A 21,373-nucleotide genomic window follows, 5' to 3' on the forward strand; every position below is an offset into this window, starting at 1 on the left:
GACTTTGATTGTTTTTTCGCTCTTTATGTAGAAAAAAGCCGAGTGAGAGGAGCGTTAAAACAGTACCTACCATGCCAGTAAAATATCCTAAATCTCGCAAAAAGACATTCCAATTAATAGTGTGGTTATAAGTGCTTTGATAAACCATGACACCGACCGTACCTAAATAACCAAATGAATCAGCCAAATAGGTTAAAAACCCTACATTAGCAGGTCGATTAAATGTGGCGATGAGTCGTTCAAATAACGACGTTGTGAATGGTACGTAAGCTAGATAAAGACCTATGCCGTTAAATACTATCCAACTGATAGGGCCGATTTGATGGTGTTCGTACGCAGTTGAGCTTAGCAGCGTGATAACAAAACCAAGGCATATCAAAAAGTGATTAATTATCATGGCCGTATGGTTATTTTTTACAAGCTTTAGTAGTGCTATTATGACTAACACAACCACCGCGATTGGTAATTCTGTTAGCGTGAATAGTGCAGGTTCGCCGCTAAGTCCTGTCGCTTGCCAGACATCGGCTGCAAAGCTGTCGCGTAAATCGCGTAGAATAGTCAATAGGATATAGCCTAAAATGAGCATAGTGATCCCAAAGCCGAGTAACTTGAGCAGCTCTTTACGACTAGCTTTATTCATTGGCACACGTTTACAGCGTTGTTTAATATCGTCTTGATTTGGTGGCGGCAGCTGGTCCAGCATCCATACTGACACACACAAAAAGGGTAAGAACATGGATGCAGTAACAAATGGCATCCATATTTCACTCACGTTAAAGTCAAGCAGTAAGATGCTGGCCACTGTTTTAACTAGGCCTGATGCAAGAATAAAGCTGGTACAAAGGCCTGCGGCGAGTATTTCTGTAACACGGCGCCCTTCTAAATAGTTGAACACTATGCCCCAAACCATACCCAAGGGAAGACCATTTAATAACATAAACACGGCGTTCCATGGAGAAGGGGTAACGGCAAACCCTAAAAGTGCGAACCATGCAAACAATACCAAAGCGAGGGTTGCTTTGGCACGGCCATGACTTTGTAGCTCTGATATAACTTTAATTCCGATAAATTTAGAGAGCGCATAACCTAAAATTTGTGCGGTTAAATACACGGTCTTTAAAGATAGGCCTAACCAAGTAATGTCTTGATAAAGACCAACTGCAACAGGCTTTCTAAAGCCATACATCAATGCATAGGTACTACATGCGGCAACAATGGCGTATATACAAAAAAGAAGGGTATTTGTACTAAGTCGGTTTTGGATTTGCTTGCCCAATCGGTAAAACATTTGACACTCATAGTGGAACGCGCATATTTGGTATGGACCAAATGACGGCTGTCTTGAATTTGTTTACAGTTTAATTGGGCTATATTGCAGTTATTTTACAATGTGTTTCAGTTTAAAAATGGAGCTTAGCTTTGTTTTCTATCATCAATGCGTCATGGCGCCAATATTCGCGGTCAAACTCGAAGGCTGTTCCCTCTAAATCTCTCACTATACGGGTTACTTTAAGCCCCAAAGCGCCGTCATATGTATTTAAATATTGAGCAATAGGATTGAATAAACAGCATGATTCAACGGCAATATCATATAGAACATTGTGATGGTGATACGTATTTTTAAGTAACACGCTAATAGATAAAGACAGGTCATGTTTATCAATGTTGGGCAGGTGTTTGTTACTAAAATTGAGCTCTTCGACGACAACGGTTCGACCGTCAACAGAACGGACGCGCAATATGCTTGTCAGGCTAGTTCTACCATCTAACTCGAGTGCGTTGGCTATTTCTTTGCACGGCTTTTGCTTTTTTTGCTCAACTAACTTTGTACTTGGTTGAAAGCCTTGAGCAGTTGTGTACTGCAAGAAAGAAGTGTGTTGCATTGGGTCATATTTGAGCTTGCGAGGGCAAACATACCAGCCGCTGCGGTTTTTTCTGTAGATCAGACCCATATGCTCAAGCTGGCCCAGCGCTTGCCTTAAAGTCGAACGTGCCACGTCGTACGTGGCACATAATTCGCGTTCAGAAGGCAGGTTGCCTGTTAATTTTTGCTCAGCAATTTGTTGGCTGATGGTTTCCCGAACTTGGGCATAGGCATAACTCGTGTCGCTCATAGGGGACTTATTCTTGGCAATATGTTGATGTTATTTATTGTTATCACATTACAACAAACTTCACAAAATGAAAACTTACCTTACTAAATTTTGGTCCATACCAATCAAATTAAAACTTAAATATTTCTGTAAAGTCCCTGTAATGATACGTAACTAAGATTTGCCCCGTTCGTAATTTTGGTATGTACCAATCACTTTCGGGAATTATAATGAAAACTTTATACTCTACAGGCTCTACAAAAATATCTATGCTGGCAATGGCGGTCGCTGCGGCTTTATCGGCACCAGCTTTTGCAGAGGATGATCAAGCAAAAGCGGACCAGCAAATCGAAGAGATCATGGTTGTTGGTAAAAGTGTTTCTTACGCAAATAATGCAACGTCTGAAGAAATGTTTAAGCAACAGTCATCAATGACCAGCGCGATGGCGATGATTGACAACTTACCGGGTGTGCTTATCAACGAGGGTGATACATTTGGCTCTGACGATTGGTCAACAACAGTGTCAATACGCGGCTTTCAACTGAGTTTAGATGAGCAGCAAGTTGGTATTACCATTGATGGGATCTCAAACGGTAACTCAAACTACGGTGGTGGCGCTAAAGCAAACCGTTATATTGATACAGAAAACTTAATGGCGGTCGAGGTATCTCAAGGTACAGCCGATATTGGCTCTCGTTCTAACGAAGCACTTGGCGGCACGTTAAATTTTACGACCATTGACCCAAGCACTGAACAAGGCATTGTCGCAAGTCTATCGTTAGCGAATTTTGATGCGCAGAAATACTATATGCGTATTGAAACTGGCGAGGTGATGGATGACACCTTTGGCTGGTTGAGCTATTCAAACTCAAGTAACAGCGATTGGATCACCGGTACAGCAGAAAATACCCGTGACCATTTTGCTGCTAAGTTTGTTAAAGGTATGGATAGTGATTTAGAGATCACTGCGTACTTATCATATGACGATGTACACGAAGACAACTACCAGCGTGTTTCATTAGAAAGTTTTAAGCAAAACCCTGAATCAGATGGCCTAACCGGTGAGTGGACAGGTATTCCTTATATTGACCAAGTTTATCGTCGCGGTTGGTCAACACTGCGTGAAAACTTATTTGGCTACATTGAAGTGGATACGATGGTTGGCGAAGTGGAAGTAACTGCAAATGCCTACTTCCATAAAAACCAAGGCCGTGGTGACTGGGTACCGCCTTATATCGTCGATGTGAATCACGATGGCGCTAAAGGCCATTCTGAACTTGTGTCTGGCACGACGTATCAAGGTGGTAGCTCTCTAGGTAAGATTTATTTTGTTGATGCAGATGGTAAATCACTTCAGCCAATGAAAGGCTGCGAAAGCTCAATTACTTTCCCATACGGCGGTGCAGATGCGGAGTATGATCCAAATTGCTATGAGTCAACAGCACGCCCAGTTGGTTCCTATCGTAACAGCCACTATGAAAAAGACCGCTTTGGTATCAATGCAGACCTGACATGGGAAACCAAGATTGGTGATTACAACAACATCTTACGTGGTGGTATTTGGTATGAAGATTACGAGCGTTCTGAGTACCGTGACTGGCACAAAATTATCGATTCGAAAAGCAGCTTTGACTTTGACCACAACCCATATTGGATCCAGTACGACCGCACATATCCAGTAGAAACAACCATGTTATATCTTGAAGACTCAATTGAGATGGATACGGTAACATTGCGTGCAGGTGTGAAAAAGTATTTGGTCGATTTAGACAGCCATGACAAGTTCACAAGCACGAATAAATCAGTTAATTCAGATTCAGATACGCTGCTATCAGCGGGTGCTGTATGGTACACGCCAGTTGAAGGCTTAGAAGTATTTGCAGGTTACGCTGAAAACTTTGCGGCAATTAAAGACCAAGTACTTGAAGCAGATGCATCGGCACTGGGTAACATTGAGCCTGAAACTGCAGAAAACATGGACTTTGGTATTCGTTATGACAACAACGATTTTGATGCGAGTGTTACTTTATATAGTATTGACTTTCAAAACCGCCTAACGTTTGTTGCACCTGAGTCTGCGTCTGGTAATGATTACTTGGTTGGTACGAGTGGCCAGTACATCAATACGGGTGGTATTGAATCATCAGGTGTTGAAGCGTCATTGACTTACTATCCAACTCAATCACTGTCTGTGTATATGTCATATACAAGCAATGACTCAGAGTACACAGATGGTACTGTTGATATCAAAGCGGGCAATACTGTATTTGGCTCAGTTGAAGACATGGCTGTGCTGTCGCTTGATTGGCAATCAGAAATTTACTCAGCGGGTCTATCGACTAAGTGGATTGGCGAGCGTTGGATGGACTCAGACAATTCTCAGCGTATTGACGCTTATGCAGTCAGCGATTTGTATGTTGCTGTCGATTTAGAAGAAGTTGGTGCACTAAAAGGTGCCTCAATTCGCCTAACAGTGAACAACCTATTTGATAAGAGTTATATCGGCAGTGTTGCAGGTGGTTGGGGTGGCTGGATCGGCGCACCGCGAACTGCAGCAATCAACTTCCAAACACGTTTTTAATCTTATCTTTGGCGAGCGATGAACTGCGTTCGCCATCAACTTTTGCCAAGTATTGCGGTAAAAATGGATATTGATAGTGGTTTATAGAGGGGTTGATTATGCGTTGCGCGCAAGCATGGAACAATAAGCATAATACACTCTAAAGCACTATGCCGTAAGAGCTGAGAGATCCCTTTCCCCTGATTACTTAGCTCTTTTTTCTGGCAAAAAGTAAATGCAAGAAATCTACTAAATAATTTTTACTATCTGCCTTTTACACGACCTGTGTTTAATAAAAACAAACTCGGTTCTAATGAGCGTTTGCTTAGTCAATATAAGTCTGTTTTACAGGTAGGTGGTCCAAAAAGAGAACATCAAATCATGAATGTTAAACGCCCCATACTAGCTACTTTATTTGTTCTAGGTTGTGTAGCAGCCAATGTGCAAGCGACAGGTTCTATTGATAAAATCTTATTTGGCTCATGCAGTCACCAAGATAAGGATATTCCAATTTTTGATGCAATTAACAAAGAGCAGTCAGATCTTTTTGTATTCCTTGGCGATAATGTCTATGGCGACACTGAGAATATGACTGAGCTAGCGGCTAAGTATCAAAAATTGGGTAGCAAAGAAGGGTTTAAAACGCTGCGCTCAACGACACCAACCATCGCTATTTGGGATGACCATGATTATGGTGAAAATGACGCGGGGAAAGAGTACCCATTCAAAGAGCAGTCTCGTCAAATCATGCTTGATTTTTGGCAAGAGCCGAAAAATAGTCCGAGACGCACGCGTCCGTCGGGTATTTATACATCTTACATGTATGGGGAGCAGCATCAAAATGTGCAAGTGATCTTGCCTGACTTACGTTGGAATCGTCCTGAACTGAACTCAGTTGGTGCATTGAGCTATTGGGTTGGCAGTTTCTTCAATAATAAAGGCCCGTATCGACCAGTTGATAACGATAGCTCTATGCTGGGAGAAGCACAGTGGCAGTGGCTTGAGAAAGAGCTTTTAAAACCAGCAAAAGTGAAAATAATTGCGTCAAGCTTGCAACTGATCCCAGATTTTACTGGATGGGAAAGTTGGGCTAACTTTCCAGCTGACAGGCAAAGGCTATTGGACTTTATCGAAAAGCACAAGATTGGCGGTGTGATAATGATCAGTGGCGACACGCATTGGGGTGAGTTATCTAGGTATGATACTCAACATGGTTATCCACTTTGGGAGGTAACAAGTTCAGGGTTAACGCAAAAGTGGAAAGACGTGAGTCCGAACCGCCATCGTATCGGTGATTACACTGCGCAAGTGAATTATGGCTTTGTTGAAATTGATTGGGAGCAAGCTGATCCGAAAATTCAATTTGGCCTCAAAGATATCCATGGAGATATCACGCACCAGCAAAGTATGACGCTTTCTTCACTGCAATTTAAATAGTCGTGGAGGGTATTTAGCATGTTGTTAAAATTTAAAAAACACTTGCCAATTTTCGCTGTTTTACTTTTAAGTCTATCGGGATGCAAAATGCTTGAAAGCAATGTTGATGATAAAACGGCTAAACCATCACGGATTAAAAATATAATCTTGTTGATTGGGGATGGTATGGGTCCCCAGCAAGTTGGTTTATTGGAGGAGTATGCGACGCGTTCACCCCAATCAATTTATCGAGGTGACAATAGCGCGATATCTAAACTGGCCAATTTAGGCGTGACAGGGCTATCTCTACATGGGCCAGCTGATAAGCTGGTAGTGGACTCCGCTTGCTCAGCAACGCAATTAGCGACAGGGGTTGCGTCTGGCAATGAGATGATAGGGTTAAGCCGTGCAGGGCATAAAGTGCCCACCATTTTGCAAAAAGCCAAAGCGTTGGGTAAGTCGACGGGATTAGTATCTGATACTCGTTTAACGCATGCGACACCAGCTGCTTTTGCAACGCACCAAATCCATCGTTCGATGGAAAACGCCATTGCGGAGCAAATGGTGTTAAGTAACGCTGTTGACGTTATGTTATCCGGTGGACTGCGCCACTTTATACCTAAAGCCTATGTGGTATCGGGCGAACAAGCGGGATTTGAGAAAAAACTCGCTGAGAGCCGCTTATCATTTAAGTCAAAACGCCGTGATAGCAAAAACCTATTGAGACAAGCTGAAAATCAAGGTTATGAGTTGGTGTTTAATAAGGGTCAACTGCAAGAGACGCAAAAAGCGCGTATTTTAGGCTTGTTTGCAAACAGCGCTATGGTAGATGGCATTGAAGCCTCAAATCTACGTTATGTGGGTCAGCCAAGTTTACGGGACATGACGCAAGTTGCTATCAGTAAATTATCACAAAACCCAGAAGGCTTCTTTTTGATGGTCGAAGGTGGGCAAATTGATTGGGCTGGGCACAATAATGACGCTGGCACTTTATTGCATGAGATGATCAAGTTCGATAGTGCAGTGGATTTTGTTTTACATTGGGCTAAGGACAGAGATGACACCCTAGTTGTTTTGACAGCCGATCATGAAACAGGCGGCTTTGGTTTTAGCTATAGCGGTGCGGATTTGCCTCAAGCAGAGCAGCTCAACAATTTTAATAATGATACATATAAACCTAATTATAATTTTGGTGAGCTTGAGATTTTAGACAAACTTTTTTTGCAAAAACGAAGTTATAGTGCGATGTGGAAAGCAGCTAAGCATGATCATAATAACCCCAGTGCCGCGAAATTAGTTCAAACAGTCAATTTAAACAGTGAATTTAAAATAAATGCTACAGATGCTAATGCTATTTTGGCAGAGCAGAAAAATGCCTTTTTTCAACGTGGGCACAAAAGTTTAGGTCTCAAGACTAGCAGTAAGATCCATGATTTTTCTCCTTTTTATGTTTACCTAAATGAACGACCGCTCAATCTTATTGGTAGGGCGCTATCAACAAAACAAAATATTGTTTGGTCAACAGGCACGCATACACACACCCCCGTTGGGGTTTTTGCTTTAGGTCCAAAGCATGTGACTAAACAGTTCAGTGGATTTTATAATCATGTAGACCTTGGCAAGAAAATGCAGCGCATTTTAACAGATAAGGTAGATGCTAATTAAATAAAGTCAGAATAAAAACAGTTTAGTTTACTGATTTGCAACATTTAACTTTACATTTGGACGTGTTAAGTATAAAAAATACTGGCTATTAAAAAAAAGGAGAATAATTAATGAAATTAGCATCCATGATCGCTGGCGCAATAATTGCGCTTAGTACTGCCACCTCAATGACTGTTTCAGCGAAATCAGTTGGAGATTTTGCGTATTACCATATTGGTTGTTATGGATCTGGAACAAATACAATGTTGTGGTACGAAATCGCAGAGTCTAGTGCACAGATCAGAAGTATAATCCAGCGTTGCACCTCGCAAGGTGGAGATTTTAGGATCCAAAAAATTTATACTAATTAGCAAGGCTTATCTCTAATTCAAAGCCTCTCTTTGGGGCTTTCACCGATGTCATATACATATAAAACGTAAACACTATTGTGTTATAAAGTGGAAAGTTTAAACACGCATAAGTTAATAAGGAAGTAAATTGAGTATTCATGAGCAAAGTGAATTGTGGTCAGTGACGTTTGAAGGTGAAGATCACTCTTCAGATGAGTTCATATCCAAAAGTTTTGAAAGCTGTACTTTTATCGGCTGTAACTTTTCAGAAGCCAGCTTTCGCAGCTGTAAATTTGTAGATTGCGAGTTTATAAAGTGCAATTTAAGTTTGACTAAAATTCACTACAGCGAATTTTCGGACGTCATCTTTCGTGATTCTAAAGTGATTGGCATTGATTGGACCAAAGCCGCTTGGCCAAGATTAATGCTTAGTGCACCTATCAAGTTTTACGATTGCATGTTAAACGACAGCTCTTTTTACGGCTTACACTTACAAGGTTTTGCACTAGAGCGATGTATCGTGCGTGGTGTCGATTTTAGAGATGGTGACTTTGCCAGAGCTAGCTTTAGAGATAGTGAGCTATCTGGGTCTATGTTTTCGAGCACTAACCTGTCGGCTGCTGATTTTTCCAACGCGACGGGGTTTGATATTGATATATTTAGCAATACTATTAATAAAGCGAAGTTTGATCGCTTTGAGGCAACGAGGCTACTGAATTGTTTGGAAGTAGAGTTAGTATGAGATGAAATACAATATACTTTAACTTGTATTTAAATTTGTTTTATATAACTTTAAATATGTTTTTTGATAACTTAGCTTTAGTTTTAAACTAGGCAGTAATTTTAGAATTCTAGCCTCACTATATGTACGTTTTTAATTTTCAAATTTTCCTGTATAATTTCGCACCGGTTGAGTGGGGCTTTATTGTCACTTGTAGTGAATAAGTTCATCCAAACCACTCATAGCATATCTAACTATCTAAAGTATAAGGCTAATTGGTAGTTTACTTTCACAGTGTTCTATAACGCACTAATCAGTTCGAGCACTGACTATTTAGCTCTTAACTAATGGAGAAGCACCATAAATGAGAATATTGGCATTAATGATAGTGTTTGTTGCACTTAGTGGCTGTGAAGCTACGCGTGTCAACAACGTAAATTCAATAAAAACAAAAGTTAAGCTTAACAATACACTATCATTACCTATTAACGCAGATGTCGCTTTTCATGTAGATCGCTCTGTACCAGAAGATAAGGTCAATTTTATTGGGCAGTTAGAGAGTGCCGCTGAACTGGTTACACAAGAAATGTTCAGTTCATCAAAAAAGCTAGATAGTGATGTAAAGTTTGATTACTTAATTAAATTAAAAGCAACAAGTGATTGGGATATCGTCTGGGGTGGTTGGGACTCAGATTTTACAATACAAATTTTTAGTGCAGATGGCGAACTTATCTTTGATAAAGCATCTATTGCGAAAGCAAGTGGAAGCGGTGGTGTTTATGATTTTAACGCTGTGTTCAACTCATTTGCTAAAGAAACAAAAACAGCCTTGATTAACTTTGTTAATACAAATGAAGCTCTTTTGATTAACCCTAAAAGGGTTAGTGCGCAGAGCAAGCCAGTAAAGTATTTTTTCAAAGATGCAGAGCCTGTTATGTCAGGTACTGGTTTTTTTATTAATAATAGAGGTGTCGCCGTTACTGCAGCACATGTTATTGATGAATGTATCTTTTATGAAACACAAGAAAAGGGAGTAAAGCGAGAGGTTGAACTGATTGCACAAAGTAATTTGTTAGATCTTGCTGTTATACAAGTTAAAGGCATTGATTCTGCGTCAGTAACAATTTTGGAAGAGCCGAATGTGACATTGGGCAAGCAAGTGTTCACAACAGGCTTTCCACTGTCAGGAATTTTGTCTGAATATCCATCTATGACTATGGGTAATATTAGTTCTTTAGGTGGGTTGAAGGGCGCTAAGGGCTTCTTTCAATTCTCAGCACCTATACAGCCCGGTAATAGTGGCGGTGCAATCTTAGACTATAAAGGAAATTTGGTCGGCGTTGTATCAAGTAGCCTTAACCAAAGCATTATGCTTAAAAAAAGCGGCACTGTTGCGCAGAATGTTAACTTTGGTGTTGATGTTGAGCTACTCAAAAAGTTTTTAACAAAGCAAGGCGTTACGTACAATCAAGGTAAAAGCGAAACTCCTTTTGAGCAATCTTCGGCGAATGCCGTTGAGTCGACTATTCAACTGTTATGCTATAAGTAGGTAGTAAAATGAAAACTTTTAATTATTCATATGTGCTTTTTAGCTCGATAATCCTGTTTTTCAGTGAAAGCCTACTTGCTAACTCAGATGGTAACAAAAGCAATCCGCAAGCAGTTGCAGAGTCTGTTTTTACTGGATATAAACATGAAGGTGTAGTTTACCCTCCTGTGTTATTTGTTACGAATATTGAAGATCGCAGCTTTACTGAAAATTTAGATGGATACAAAGCTTTTTCTAAACTAGACAAAGAAGCGGTAGGTTTGCCAATTGGCCTTAGGGTATTAAAACTTCACAGAACAAAGCAAGACGCCACTCAGTTTTCATCTCTAATGCTGTCTGCATCTACTCTTGGGATTATTCCTGTTGTATCAAATACAGAGTTTAAAGTTCGTTATGATATCTTTGTTCAAGGCAAGTCAATTGCACACTTTGAATACTCTATGGACTCAACGGATGTCGGAAATATGTGGACTCAAGCATATAACAAAAGAGAGACAAAACCCTCGGAAGTTCAGTTTTTAGCAGATACAATTCCCGCATTTTTAAATGAGTTGAGTCAGTCTAAAGAAGCAAAATCAGCATTTGCTGAATACGAAGAGTATTTTGGCGACTTACAGTAAAGCTTTGTAATTAAGTTTGGCGGTCAGTTCTAAACTTGACCGCTTATTTACCAAGTTTTAAGTTGAGTTTTTATATTCAGTTTTTATTTTGGCGATTAAGTATTAAACCTTCATTTAAATAACTCATAAATTTACATATTTAAAATGTCTAACTTCGTAGATTGAACGCGAATGTAAAAGTAGTTTGGTTGATTTTTGGACGTTTGAGGTTGGTTTGGCTGTGATTTGATATTAAACCTCTATCTAAACACTTATAATATCTACTTTTAAATCGCCTTACATCGCTAATTAAATGTAACGACTTATGACAGAAATAGAGCGCAATGAAAGTCAAACAATTTACAATTATTTTAATCGCATTTTTATTCCTTAGTGGCTGTGGCATGACCGAAGATTTAATGAAAGCGCGATACACGCTTAATAAGGCCCGTCACTCAGTACAAGTGGCTGGCGACCATCCTGCCCTTAATGAACACCGCCTTAAAAACTCTGCAGAAATTTGTTTAAGAGAAAATGATAAGCAGTGTTTAGCTCTTGCGTATGAACTTTATGGCCATTTATATCGCTCCAATATAATCAGGGCTGAACAGAAGCACTACGAAGAAAAAGGATTCGTAGAGCCGAATGTTACGTTTGAAAATAGGTTTGAGCATTCTGCTAAACATTTTGAAAAAGCCATTAGCTTTTGGGACCATGCTAAAGATCACAAAGAAATATCAGCTCTTTATATCCAGCTATCATTGAGTCATCACTTAATAGACGATACAGAAAAAGAGTGTCTAGCTTTAGAGAAAAGTTTAGAGTATCACTTTCAAGCGTACCCAGAAGACAACATGCCTGCTGATGAAATTCCAATGAATTTTGAACGTTTCAGTGACTATATTTTGCAGCTCCAGAGTCAAGCAGGGTGTGCAAGTAAACCAGAATAAAATATCCTCATAGTGCTTAATCACTCGATTAAGTATACCTTGATGGGCGGCTTTTCATTTTTTACTATCCGATAGTAATGTCGATTTTTAAGATCAGTTTCAGTGAGTTTATGAATATAAAAAGTACTATGTTGGCGGTTGGTGCGACCTTTGTTTTAACCGGGTGTGAAGTGACATATAAGCAAGAAGATGCAGATAGGGACTTTAATAAAGCAGTCAGATTTTTAAAGCAAAATAAAGCGCCTAAAGGGGTAGATAATCTGCTGAGTAATGTGCTGGAGTTTTGTAATGAAACTAAAAACCCAAAATGTTTGGTGTACACTCATTTGTATTATGGTGACTTTTATCTTTCATCTATGCTGACTAATCATAAAGGTACGTTTAACGTTTTTGGGTTTGCAGAAGCAGGTGTGACATATGAAAACAGGCACCAGCAAGGGGTTGCGCACTATTTAAAGGCGATCAGCTTTGTCGACCCAGATAATGATGAAGCATTTATAGCGAGTTTATATGAGAGACTTTCATTAGGTTATCGTACTACTGGTGAGCAGGAAAAAGAGTGTGAGGCATTGCAAAATGCGTTGTCATTTCAAGCTAAAGCTTATCCAGATGGGGATGAGCCCATAGAGCATTTCTCTGTAAATGTTAAATACTTCAGTGAGTATATCGCTTTTAAACAAAAGCGTGCTGGCTGTACTCAGTTCGAAATAAAGTAGTGTAATGTGTGCTGTTAAATTGAATTTATGTTAATTTAACATAATGTATAAGCTGGTTCGCTTTTTTCTGTATCGTGACAGGGGTATTTAGAGGGTAGTCAGGGTTTAAAGTTGATCTATGTGTTTTAAGCACATTGAGAAAGGCGCTTAGTTTATGTACTCGTTTATCTTGTATGTTTCTCGGCCAATTACACTTTCTGCTCAGTTAAAAAAGGCCAACATAAGTTGGCCTTAGAATTACTAAATAGTCACGCTATTAGAAAGAGTAGCGGATACCAATTTTAGCCTGCCATGCAGATGCACCTTTGGTGATCTGAGAGTAGTTACGAACATCGGCACCTTGGTAACGCGGCTCGATAACGAGTTTACCATCCTCTAAACCACCAAAATCATATAGTTTTTGGTCGCTGTAACCAAGTCTCTTCTCAACACCCCAGTCGCTGTTAAGTAGATTAGCGAAGTTTTCAATCATGAAGTAAACTTCACCTTTGTGCTCTTTGTAGATACCAGGAATTTCTTGAGTAAAGCTCACATCCATCGTTGTAACCCAAGGCTGAGTGCCTGTATTACGGTCAAGTAATTGGCCGCGCTCGGAAATCCCCGCTCTGTTTAGAAGCTTTTCTAAGTCTTTCCATTTTAACGTCGATTTTTCCCAATCAACTTTATTATCGTTTTCACCAGTCGGAATGTAAGCAAGGTAAGCTGATGTTCTGTCTAGACCACGTGTATCACCAAAGTCACCATCGTTGTATGAGCCCATCGTATAGCTAAATGGACGACCAGAACGGCGTTCGAAGAACATGTTGAACTTAGATGCATAACCTTCGAAGAACTCAGTCTGGTAACGTAAGTTAAGCTTAAAGCTGTGCTCAACTTCGTAGTGACCACGACCAACTAAGTCAACATTACGGCTGTGTGTTGTTGCATGTTTGTAGTTACCGTCAGCTTGTGATGCACTGCCTGGCGAGATGTCTTCAACATCTTGATGTGTATAGCTTGCAGACACGTATAGGCCGTTATCGAATTCTTTTGCGATTGCTGTCGAAATGATAATTGAACGTGCGTCTAAGTCAGAATTCGTCATCATGATGTCATGATTATCTGTAAGACCAGATTCTTCTGTGTAAATACTTTCATAAATTACACGCCCTGTCGCCGAAAGGTTTGGAGCATCTTCCTTCTGTTTAATAGCCGTATTGTGCCAAACCGCTTCGTCTTGCTTGTTTTGGTATGCAATTTCAGCAGACCATTTGAAGCCGTCACCTAATAGCTCAGAATCAAATTCATACTCAAAACCAACTTGTGCACGGATGCTTGAAGGCAGTTTAAAGTTTGGATCAGTGTAAGCTGTATGACCTGCACCTTCTTCCAAAGTAGACTTAATGCCTTCAGGCACACGTGTGATATCAACTTGCTCAATATTCGCAAAATAAGCGTTGATATCATCTTGCGATGCTTCAACTTGTGTTATGCCGTCTTTTTGGAATGGGTTGTTGAACCAAACGTTAGGAATACCGCCTTGGAAGCGACCAATACCACCGTTAATGGTTAATGCATCCGTTGCGTAGAACTTAAAGCCAATACGCGGAAGGATGATGTCTGCGCCATCTAGGTTTTCTTGGTTTGTGTAACCGTATTTTTGCTGGAAATTCTCGTTAAGATTAGGTTTATCATCTGATGATAGACGTTCATAACGAACACCAGCAGTAATTTCTAAATCATCAGTCAGGTAGAACTTATCTTCCACATAAAGTGCAAGTTGCTCACGTGTTGCGTCATACGCTAAGTCATTCACATTGTTTGAATTTGCATTCATGTATGAGAATTGGTAGTCATCCCATCTATTTTGGTATAGCTTTTTGCTTTCAAAATCATCTAGGCTACCAAACTTCCATGTTCCCATCGAATTTTGGGCAAATAGGTTGTATAGACGCTTACTTTCTAGTTGCGCACCAAAATTGATCTCATGGTCACCCATTAGGTAAGTTGCATCGAAAGTGAATGCGTAAGTCTCTGTTTCAGAAACGTTGCTGTGACGTACATCGTCACGACCGAACTGAATAGACTCACCACGGTCGCTATTATTTAGATAGACTTGAATTTGACCTAAATCAGAATTTGTTAAGCTGTCATTTGAAACATCTTTGTAAGCAAAGCCAATTTCAGTGGAGAAGTCATCAGACCAATCAGAGTATAGTTTTGTCGCAAAGTTGTTGAATTTAGTCACGTATTGGTAACGGCTAGATGCCATCGTGATGGTGTTGCCACCGGTTGCGAAGCCTTTATCGCTCTCTTCATCTTGCCACTGGTAAGTAAAGTCTGCGCGGTGAAGGTCACTGATGTTCCAGCTCAGTTTTACTAGCAGGCTGTCACTAGTATTTTCTGGATTGCCACCAAGCTCATCTTGTAAACCGTATGTATTACTTAGGATGCTATTGAATCGGTCGTAATCCTGCTTAGAAATATCAAATTCGTGTGATGTGCCAGAGCCATCAAAGCCATAATCCATTTCTCTCTCTTGTTTCCAAGAGTTGTAGTTCACGAAGAAAAATAGTTCATCTTTGATGATAGCGCCACCGGTGCTAAAGCCCATTCTTGCTTCAGTTTCAATTGGATCTGTGCTTGCAACTTCAAACGTTTTGTGGCCATCTTTATCGAGAACGTGGTCGCCTGCTCTGTACTCTTCGCCAGTCTCCGGATCAACGCCATCTTTTGTGTGTTTAGCTTCTGAAATGTTATCTACTTTACCAGCAAGGCTAGGTGTACTTGTCTCGTAAAAACCTGAGAACGTAAACTCGTTAGAACCTGACTTAGTTACGGCATTGATAGTACCGCCGCCAAAGTTACCTTTTTTCGCAGAGAATGGTGAGCTGTCTACAGAGATTTGCTCAATTGCATCTAGTGCTACTGGTGGTTGAGCTGTTGGGTAACCACCAAAGTTAAGACCGAAGTCATCGTTTTGGCCGATACCGTCTACAGTTAAACCGTTTGTTCTTGGATTATTACCAGCAATGGTTAATTCACCGTTACCGTTAATGCTTGCAAGTGGGTTAAGACGTGCAACGTCTTTGATATCGTTGTTAAAGCTAGGTACATTGTTAATGGTGTCTTCACCAAATACGCTGCTTGAACCTCCAGCTTGTTGTACTAGTTTATAACCGCTTACTTGAATTTTTTCAATTGCTTGTAATGGCTCTAGCTGTTTTGTAATACGGTGTGTGTCACCTAGCTGAAGTGAAATGTTGTTTAGCTCTGCGTCAGAGTATTTATCAGAGTCAATCACAACGCGGTAAGGACCGCCAACGCGAAGACCTTTTGCGATGAATGCACCAGAGTCATTAGTCGTAAATGTATTTACTGTGCCTGTTGGCTCGTGAATAACCGTAACTTTAACGTTAGCGGCAGCATCGCCAGCCGGAGTCGTGATTTTACCACGCATTGCTGATGAAGTGTCAGATGCAAATGCACTTGCTGACACACCAATAGCAAGTGCTAAGGCGCCGGCCACTTTTGATAAGCGAACGTTTCTCATTGTGTTGTTTCCCGTGTGTTTAGGTTGTTTCAATCTTAAATTAAAATATCTAACTATCTGACTTTAAAAGTTAAGTTCAGTAATTAGTCAAAAACTGTTTCATCCGCGCTATTTTTTCAAACCATAATCAAGTGAGCTTCCAAAAGGAGGCTTACTCAGTAATGAAGTTGGTATGAGAATTAATAGATAGGAATTACTGCTTATTATTTATAATTATTACCAAAGAGTGTTTGACCACGAAGATTACAAATAAGAATACGAAACTGAGCAGTCATCCAAAATGCGCGAGGCACTTTGAAAACAGTCGCTGTTTTAGTTTGTAATAACAAAATGTTTCGAGTTAACACGTTCTACTCTTTCTAGTCATCTATAAAGGTCTTGCCATTGTTATTGAATCAATAAATTTTGATTTACCGGACATTCATCCTGTGTATTCAATTCAATGTACTTTAAAGTCCGCCTCCCTTCATTTAAGTCAACTCGTAAAACGGCAGTTTTCGTTTACTTAAACACAAGAGAAAACCTTACACCCTTTGGTTTTGTGCAATTATGGGCGCGCATTATACCTCAAGGTTGATTAAGTTATCAAAGAACTTATTGCAAAAAAGAATAAAAAATACACATGTTTTACTTATATTTTTTAGTTGTTAATTTGATATTTTTGTGGGTTACTGTCTAAATGCACAGTAATTTGTTTGAAGTGTGTTCAACCTGATAGATGTTAATAATATTTTCTTATATGTTTGTATATTATGATAATTGTATTTATAAGTGTTCTAAGATTGAACATGATAAGCTTGGTTATGGACTCAAAATTACTAGCTTATCTATACAAATTTAATAAAGGAATAATTTAGTGTCTATTTGTTGAGGTTCTGGATTTTATAAAAGTTAATTTTTGTTTTTGTTATTTTTATATTGTTGTGTTTTTGTCACTTTATGGAAGGTGTGAGTTCAAGGCTAATCGGAGTTGTTTAATTAACCTTGAACGTAGATTTTAGGTATATTCCAGTTATTTATTTGTAAGCATAATTGAGTGTTACGCCACTGTAGTTAGTATAGCCAAATAAGCTAATGTGCCATGTACCAGAGTTCGGGTTGGTAAATGTACATTGCTCTTCGTTTCCGTCTTTCCATGGGCGGCAGGTATAGTTGTTTGAATCAGGTTGCGCGTTGTAACGTACATACAGATCAGCATCACCAGTGCCGCCTGTAATGTTCAAGCTCATTTCTTTTACCCCTTGAGGAATACTCCAAGTGTAATGTGTCCATCCGTTTTGCGTCCCTTGTAAATTTGGTAAAGAACCATTGACCGGCTTAACACCACCAGGATTGCCTGGATCACCACCGCCTTGACAACCGTTTGCTGATAAGTAGTCAGATGCGCTTTTCGCTTGTGCAATTCCATGACCATAGTAGATATCATATCCTGCTGCACCTTTGTCTTTAGCCGTTGCATTTATTGCTGCGCGTATTTCTTGGTTTGTACACTGCGTATGGTGGCTCCAAACTAACGCTGCAACACCGGCAACGTGAGGTGATGCCATAGAAGTACCGCTTAAACTCCTGTATGTGTTGGTTGGGTAGGTGGAGTTAACATTTGAACCTGGGCCAGATATTTCAATTTGATCATTGTATTGAGAGAACGAAGAGCGTGATTCATTTGATGTAACCGAAGCAACGGAAATCACTGAGTCATAAGAAGCTGGATATGACTTTGTGCCGTTACCATCATTACCCGCTGCTGCAACCAACATCATGCCGCCGTTAACAAAGTTCTGCATTGCGGTGTTTTCTGTATTTGAGTAGTTTCCGCCACCCAGACTCATATTTACGACATCTGAGCCTGCATCTTTACATTGTTGTATCGCGTTAATGAGGTTTGATGCGTAAGTCCACTGACCATTGTCATCGAAAATCTTTACAATATGCAGATCTACACCTGGATAAACACCGACAACACCTTGATTGTTATTCTCAGCAGCAATTGTGCCAGCTACGTGTGTACCGTGTCCGTTTCCATCATTGTTCCATCTACCAACCGCATTGTTGTTAGCAACGCCAGTCACATTACCATAAGGTAAATCTGGGTGGCCTAAATTGTAACCTGTGTCAATGACACACACTTTTCTCGCTGAGGTGTTAGTTTGTGACAGTTGGTTTCCCTGTACCATGTTTATGCCATAAGGTGTACTTTGCGCATAGGGTGCAATAGAGTCCTGAGAGGCTGGTTTTGACAAGTAACGCTTAGGGTCAATTTCAATTGATTCAACAGATGACATCTTACGCAATGTTCTAAGGCTAAAATCATCTAGTTCAGCGATCATGGCTTGCTCATCATTCAGTGCAAATAATGGTTCAGCACCCGCTGTGAACAAGTAATTTAGTGCAATAAAATCGTTGAATGCTCTTTTTTCACCTAGTTTTTCTTTCTTAAATTTTACAATGTATCGGTTACTCTCAACCGTTTTTGCATTTAGCTTATGGTCTGAGCTATGGCCTTCGAAGACTGGCTCACTCGCTAAAGTGGGTAAGCTCACTGCGGCTGCCATTAGGGTTGTAAGTGCAGAAAGTTTAAATCGCTTGATACTCATGTTTGTTCCTTGTTGTTTAGGTTTTATGTTGCCTGTGACAAAACATCACTTATTCAGCCATATGCATTAGAATGTTACTATCCATAAGCATTAGGGTGTGTCCGTCATAAGCTGTAAACATCTCAGCAACACGTTGTGTTCTTTTAAATAACATAATACTTGGAACGGTCTAATGGCAATATTATTTGAGAATTTAAATTACAAACCATTACTTTTTGGGTTATTTATTGAGCAGAAATTGTTGTTATATATAAATATATAAAACAACTTGAAAAATATTAATAATGAGTTTGTGGCTTGAATAATGGGTACAAAGTGCGTCGCGGACAGCAAATATTTCGACCTAGAAACGCTGTATCTGTCGTTTGATCTTTGTCTATTCAATGTAAAGTTTGGAAAGTTGCGGCTAGTATTCAATAGCCTTTTAACAAAGGCTCGTTTATTTAAGAGAGTTGGCAAAGAGTTCAGACTCAACCTATTCATGTTAAGTAAACATTCTTATAAGGGGGTTTATCCCAAATTGTATGAATCATTTGATGCTTAGTGGTATTTTGCATCTTTATATTAATAGATAAAGGTATTACAAGCCGATGAGAAATCGAATATTTTTATTGGTTGTGTTGTTGGTTGGATGGACGTTTAATGTACATGCAATATCTTCACAATCCGACACAGCTCTAAACATAGAGCGTTTATGGCAGCTCGAGCGATTAGGTTCTCCAGTTGTTTCTTCAGATGGAAATTTTATCGTTGCCCCAGTGACTAAGTTTGATGTTGCAAAAGATAAAGGCGACACGCAACTATGGCTGTTCGATGCCAAAGGGAAACCTGCGAGAGCGTTAACATCTGCTAAGTTAAGGGCGAGTGGTCCTGTATTTTCTCCTGATTCCAGTCAACTTGCGTTTATTAGTAAGCGTGCGGGGGATAAGGCTGGCCAAATCTATATTTTGCCTTTAACTGAACCAGGTGAAGCAAAAAGATTGACGAATGTCCCAACTGGTGTGAAAGGTATTAAGTGGGTAGGTAAGCATCTTTACTTTATTAGTTCGGTTTGGCCGCAAAAAACTTGGACTGAAATGGAAGGCCTTCTAAAAGAACAGAAAGATACCAAAGTATCTGCTCGTCAATGGAACGCTTTGCCATATTCTTCTTTTGACCATTTCATCAATGAAGATAGACAAGCACATGTTTTTCGTATTTCTGCAAATGGCGGTCAGGTTGAGCCTATTACAGAGCCAATGGGAAAACAGTTGGTCCGTTCAAGTCAATCAGGACTGAGCTATGACATTGATTCAACGGAGACATACATTGCGTTTAATTCTAATGGCTGGGAAAACCAAGTTGACACTAAGACAGATATTTTTGTTGGTAAAATCGGTTCTAAGAAAGCTGTCAACATTACGCCAGATAATAATGCGCCAGATTTTTCGCCAAAGTTTAATCAAAACGGTAAAACCTTAGCGTATTTAAGCCGCAGCATTCTCGGTTTTTACGCTGACACTGCAGTCATAAAGCTATACGACGTAAGAGCTAAAAAAACAAAAGTAATTAAACTAGATAAAGATCGTTCAGTTACAAATATTACATGGGCTGATAATGGCCGTGATTTTTACAGTTCGATTGATGATGCTGGAACAAGGCGTATTTACCATATAAATGGGAAAAGCGGTAAAACACGTGCCATTACAAAAAATACTAATTTTGGTGCGCCTACATTACTTGGCTCACGTAAGCTAGTAACAACCAACGAGAGCTTTTTATATCCAAAACGTTTAGTCGTAGTCAATACGCGTAATGGTAAAATAAGTCGCATAGATAGCTTGAATGAAACTGTCATGTCTGAAGTTGAGTTAGGTACTTATGAGTCTGTCACATACAAAGGCGCTGATGGGCAGGACATACAGATGTGGGTTCATTATCCGCCAGGGTTTGATAAATCCAAAAAATATCCATTGATGATGCTGATCCATGGTGGTCCGCATAATGCTATTACTGATGGATTTCACTATCGTTGGAACGCACAAACTTTTGCTTCTTGGGGTTATGTAACTGCTTGGCCTAACTTCCATGGTTCAAGTGGCTTTGGACAAGATTTTGCTGATGCTATTAACCCCGATTGGCGTACCAAGCCGCTTAAAGATGTTCAATTGGCAACAGAATGGTTTGAGCAAAAATCATGGATCGATGCTGAACGTATGGTCGCGGCAGGCGCAAGTTATGGCGGGTTTTTAAGCTCGACTTTACTTGGCGATAAGCATTCGTTTAAAGCATTTCTAATTCATGCTGCTGTATATAATATGTATTCTCAAATGTCAGCTGACTTTGCTGTGCACTCGCCTCGCTTTGGCAGCTATTGGGAACAGCCGGAAATTTATAAAACAATTTCCCCTCATTTTTATGCTGAAAACTTTGATACACCGACATTGATAGTTCATGGTCAGTTGGACTACCGTGTGCCTGTAGGTCAGGGCTTTGAGTTATTCCGTACTTTGCAGACCAAAGGGGTAGAGTCACGTATGATCTACTTCCCAGATGAAAATCATTGGATCATGAAGCCCAATAATTCAATTTATTGGTACAACGAAGTTGAGAAGTGGATGACAAAATTTGCTGAACCAGGTGGCAAATAAACCAATGTAATGGGTGTA

The 21,373-nt window shown here is 39.9% G+C and carries 14 protein-coding genes; 10 read left to right on the forward strand and 4 right to left on the reverse strand.

The window, feature by feature from the left end; translation table 11 throughout:
* The coding region (locus L1077_RS22255; protein WP_237139058.1) for a DUF5690 family protein at positions 1-1,288 on the reverse strand (1,288 nt) is incomplete at its 3' end.
* Between the two features lie 112 nt (positions 1,289-1,400).
* Positions 1,401-2,114, reverse strand: coding sequence for a UTRA domain-containing protein (locus tag L1077_RS22260; protein ID WP_237139059.1), 714 nt, complete (start codon positions 2,112-2,114; stop codon positions 1,401-1,403).
* 209 nt (positions 2,115-2,323) lie between these two features.
* Between L1077_RS22260 and L1077_RS22265 the strand changes: the two genes are divergently transcribed.
* The 9 genes from L1077_RS22265 (at position 2,324) to L1077_RS22305 (ending at position 12,599) form a co-directional block, all read left to right on the forward strand.
* Entirely contained in the window at positions 2,324-4,675 is a 2,352-nt protein-coding gene (locus L1077_RS22265) for a TonB-dependent receptor (protein ID WP_237139060.1), read from the forward strand.
* A gap of 360 nt (positions 4,676-5,035) precedes the next feature.
* Complete coding sequence (locus L1077_RS22270; RefSeq protein WP_237139061.1) at positions 5,036-6,091, forward strand: alkaline phosphatase D family protein; 1,056 nt, start codon at positions 5,036-5,038, stop codon at positions 6,089-6,091.
* Between the two features lie 87 nt (positions 6,092-6,178).
* A complete protein-coding gene (locus L1077_RS22275; RefSeq protein ID WP_237139062.1) occupies positions 6,179-7,735 on the forward strand; it encodes an alkaline phosphatase in 1,557 nt (518 codons plus the stop codon).
* Between the two features lie 110 nt (positions 7,736-7,845).
* Complete coding sequence (locus L1077_RS22280; protein WP_237139063.1) at positions 7,846-8,085, forward strand: hypothetical protein; 240 nt, start codon at positions 7,846-7,848, stop codon at positions 8,083-8,085.
* Between the two features lie 127 nt (positions 8,086-8,212).
* A complete protein-coding gene (locus L1077_RS22285; protein WP_237139064.1) occupies positions 8,213-8,806 on the forward strand; it encodes a pentapeptide repeat-containing protein in 594 nt (197 codons plus the stop codon).
* A 343-nt stretch (positions 8,807-9,149) separates the two neighbouring features.
* Positions 9,150-10,334: a S1 family peptidase gene (locus L1077_RS22290; protein WP_237139065.1), complete on the forward strand. Its 1,185-nt coding sequence runs from the start codon at positions 9,150-9,152 to the stop codon at positions 10,332-10,334.
* Between the two features lie 8 nt (positions 10,335-10,342).
* Positions 10,343-10,954, forward strand: coding sequence for a hypothetical protein (locus tag L1077_RS22295; RefSeq protein ID WP_237139066.1), 612 nt, complete (start codon positions 10,343-10,345; stop codon positions 10,952-10,954).
* Positions 10,955-11,277: 323 nt separating this feature from the next.
* On the forward strand, positions 11,278-11,883 hold the full coding sequence (locus tag L1077_RS22300) for a hypothetical protein (RefSeq protein ID WP_237139067.1): 606 nt from the start codon (positions 11,278-11,280) through the stop codon (positions 11,881-11,883).
* A gap of 110 nt (positions 11,884-11,993) precedes the next feature.
* Complete coding sequence (locus tag L1077_RS22305) at positions 11,994-12,599, forward strand: hypothetical protein (RefSeq protein ID WP_237139068.1); 606 nt, start codon at positions 11,994-11,996, stop codon at positions 12,597-12,599.
* 256 nt (positions 12,600-12,855) lie between these two features.
* Here the strand turns inward: L1077_RS22305 and L1077_RS22310 are convergent, their stop codons facing one another.
* Both L1077_RS22310 and L1077_RS22315 read right to left on the reverse strand, forming a co-directional pair.
* Positions 12,856-16,131: a TonB-dependent receptor gene (locus L1077_RS22310; protein ID WP_237139069.1), complete on the reverse strand. Its 3,276-nt coding sequence runs from the start codon at positions 16,129-16,131 to the stop codon at positions 12,856-12,858.
* Positions 16,132-17,147: 1,016 nt separating this feature from the next.
* The gene (locus L1077_RS22315) at positions 17,148-18,725 is read right to left on the reverse strand and encodes a S8 family serine peptidase (protein ID WP_237139070.1); all 1,578 of its coding nucleotides are present in this window, start codon (positions 18,723-18,725) and stop codon (positions 17,148-17,150) included.
* Between the two features lie 590 nt (positions 18,726-19,315).
* On the opposite strand from L1077_RS22315, the gene L1077_RS22320 reads away from it, so the two are divergent.
* Entirely contained in the window at positions 19,316-21,355 is a 2,040-nt protein-coding gene (locus L1077_RS22320; RefSeq protein WP_237139071.1) for an alpha/beta hydrolase family protein, read from the forward strand.
* Positions 21,356-21,373 lie beyond the last annotated feature (18 nt).

Source organism: Pseudoalteromonas luteoviolacea, from assembly GCF_021654285.1.
In the GTDB taxonomy this organism is placed as follows: Bacteria; Pseudomonadota; Gammaproteobacteria; order Enterobacterales; family Alteromonadaceae; genus Pseudoalteromonas; species Pseudoalteromonas luteoviolacea_J.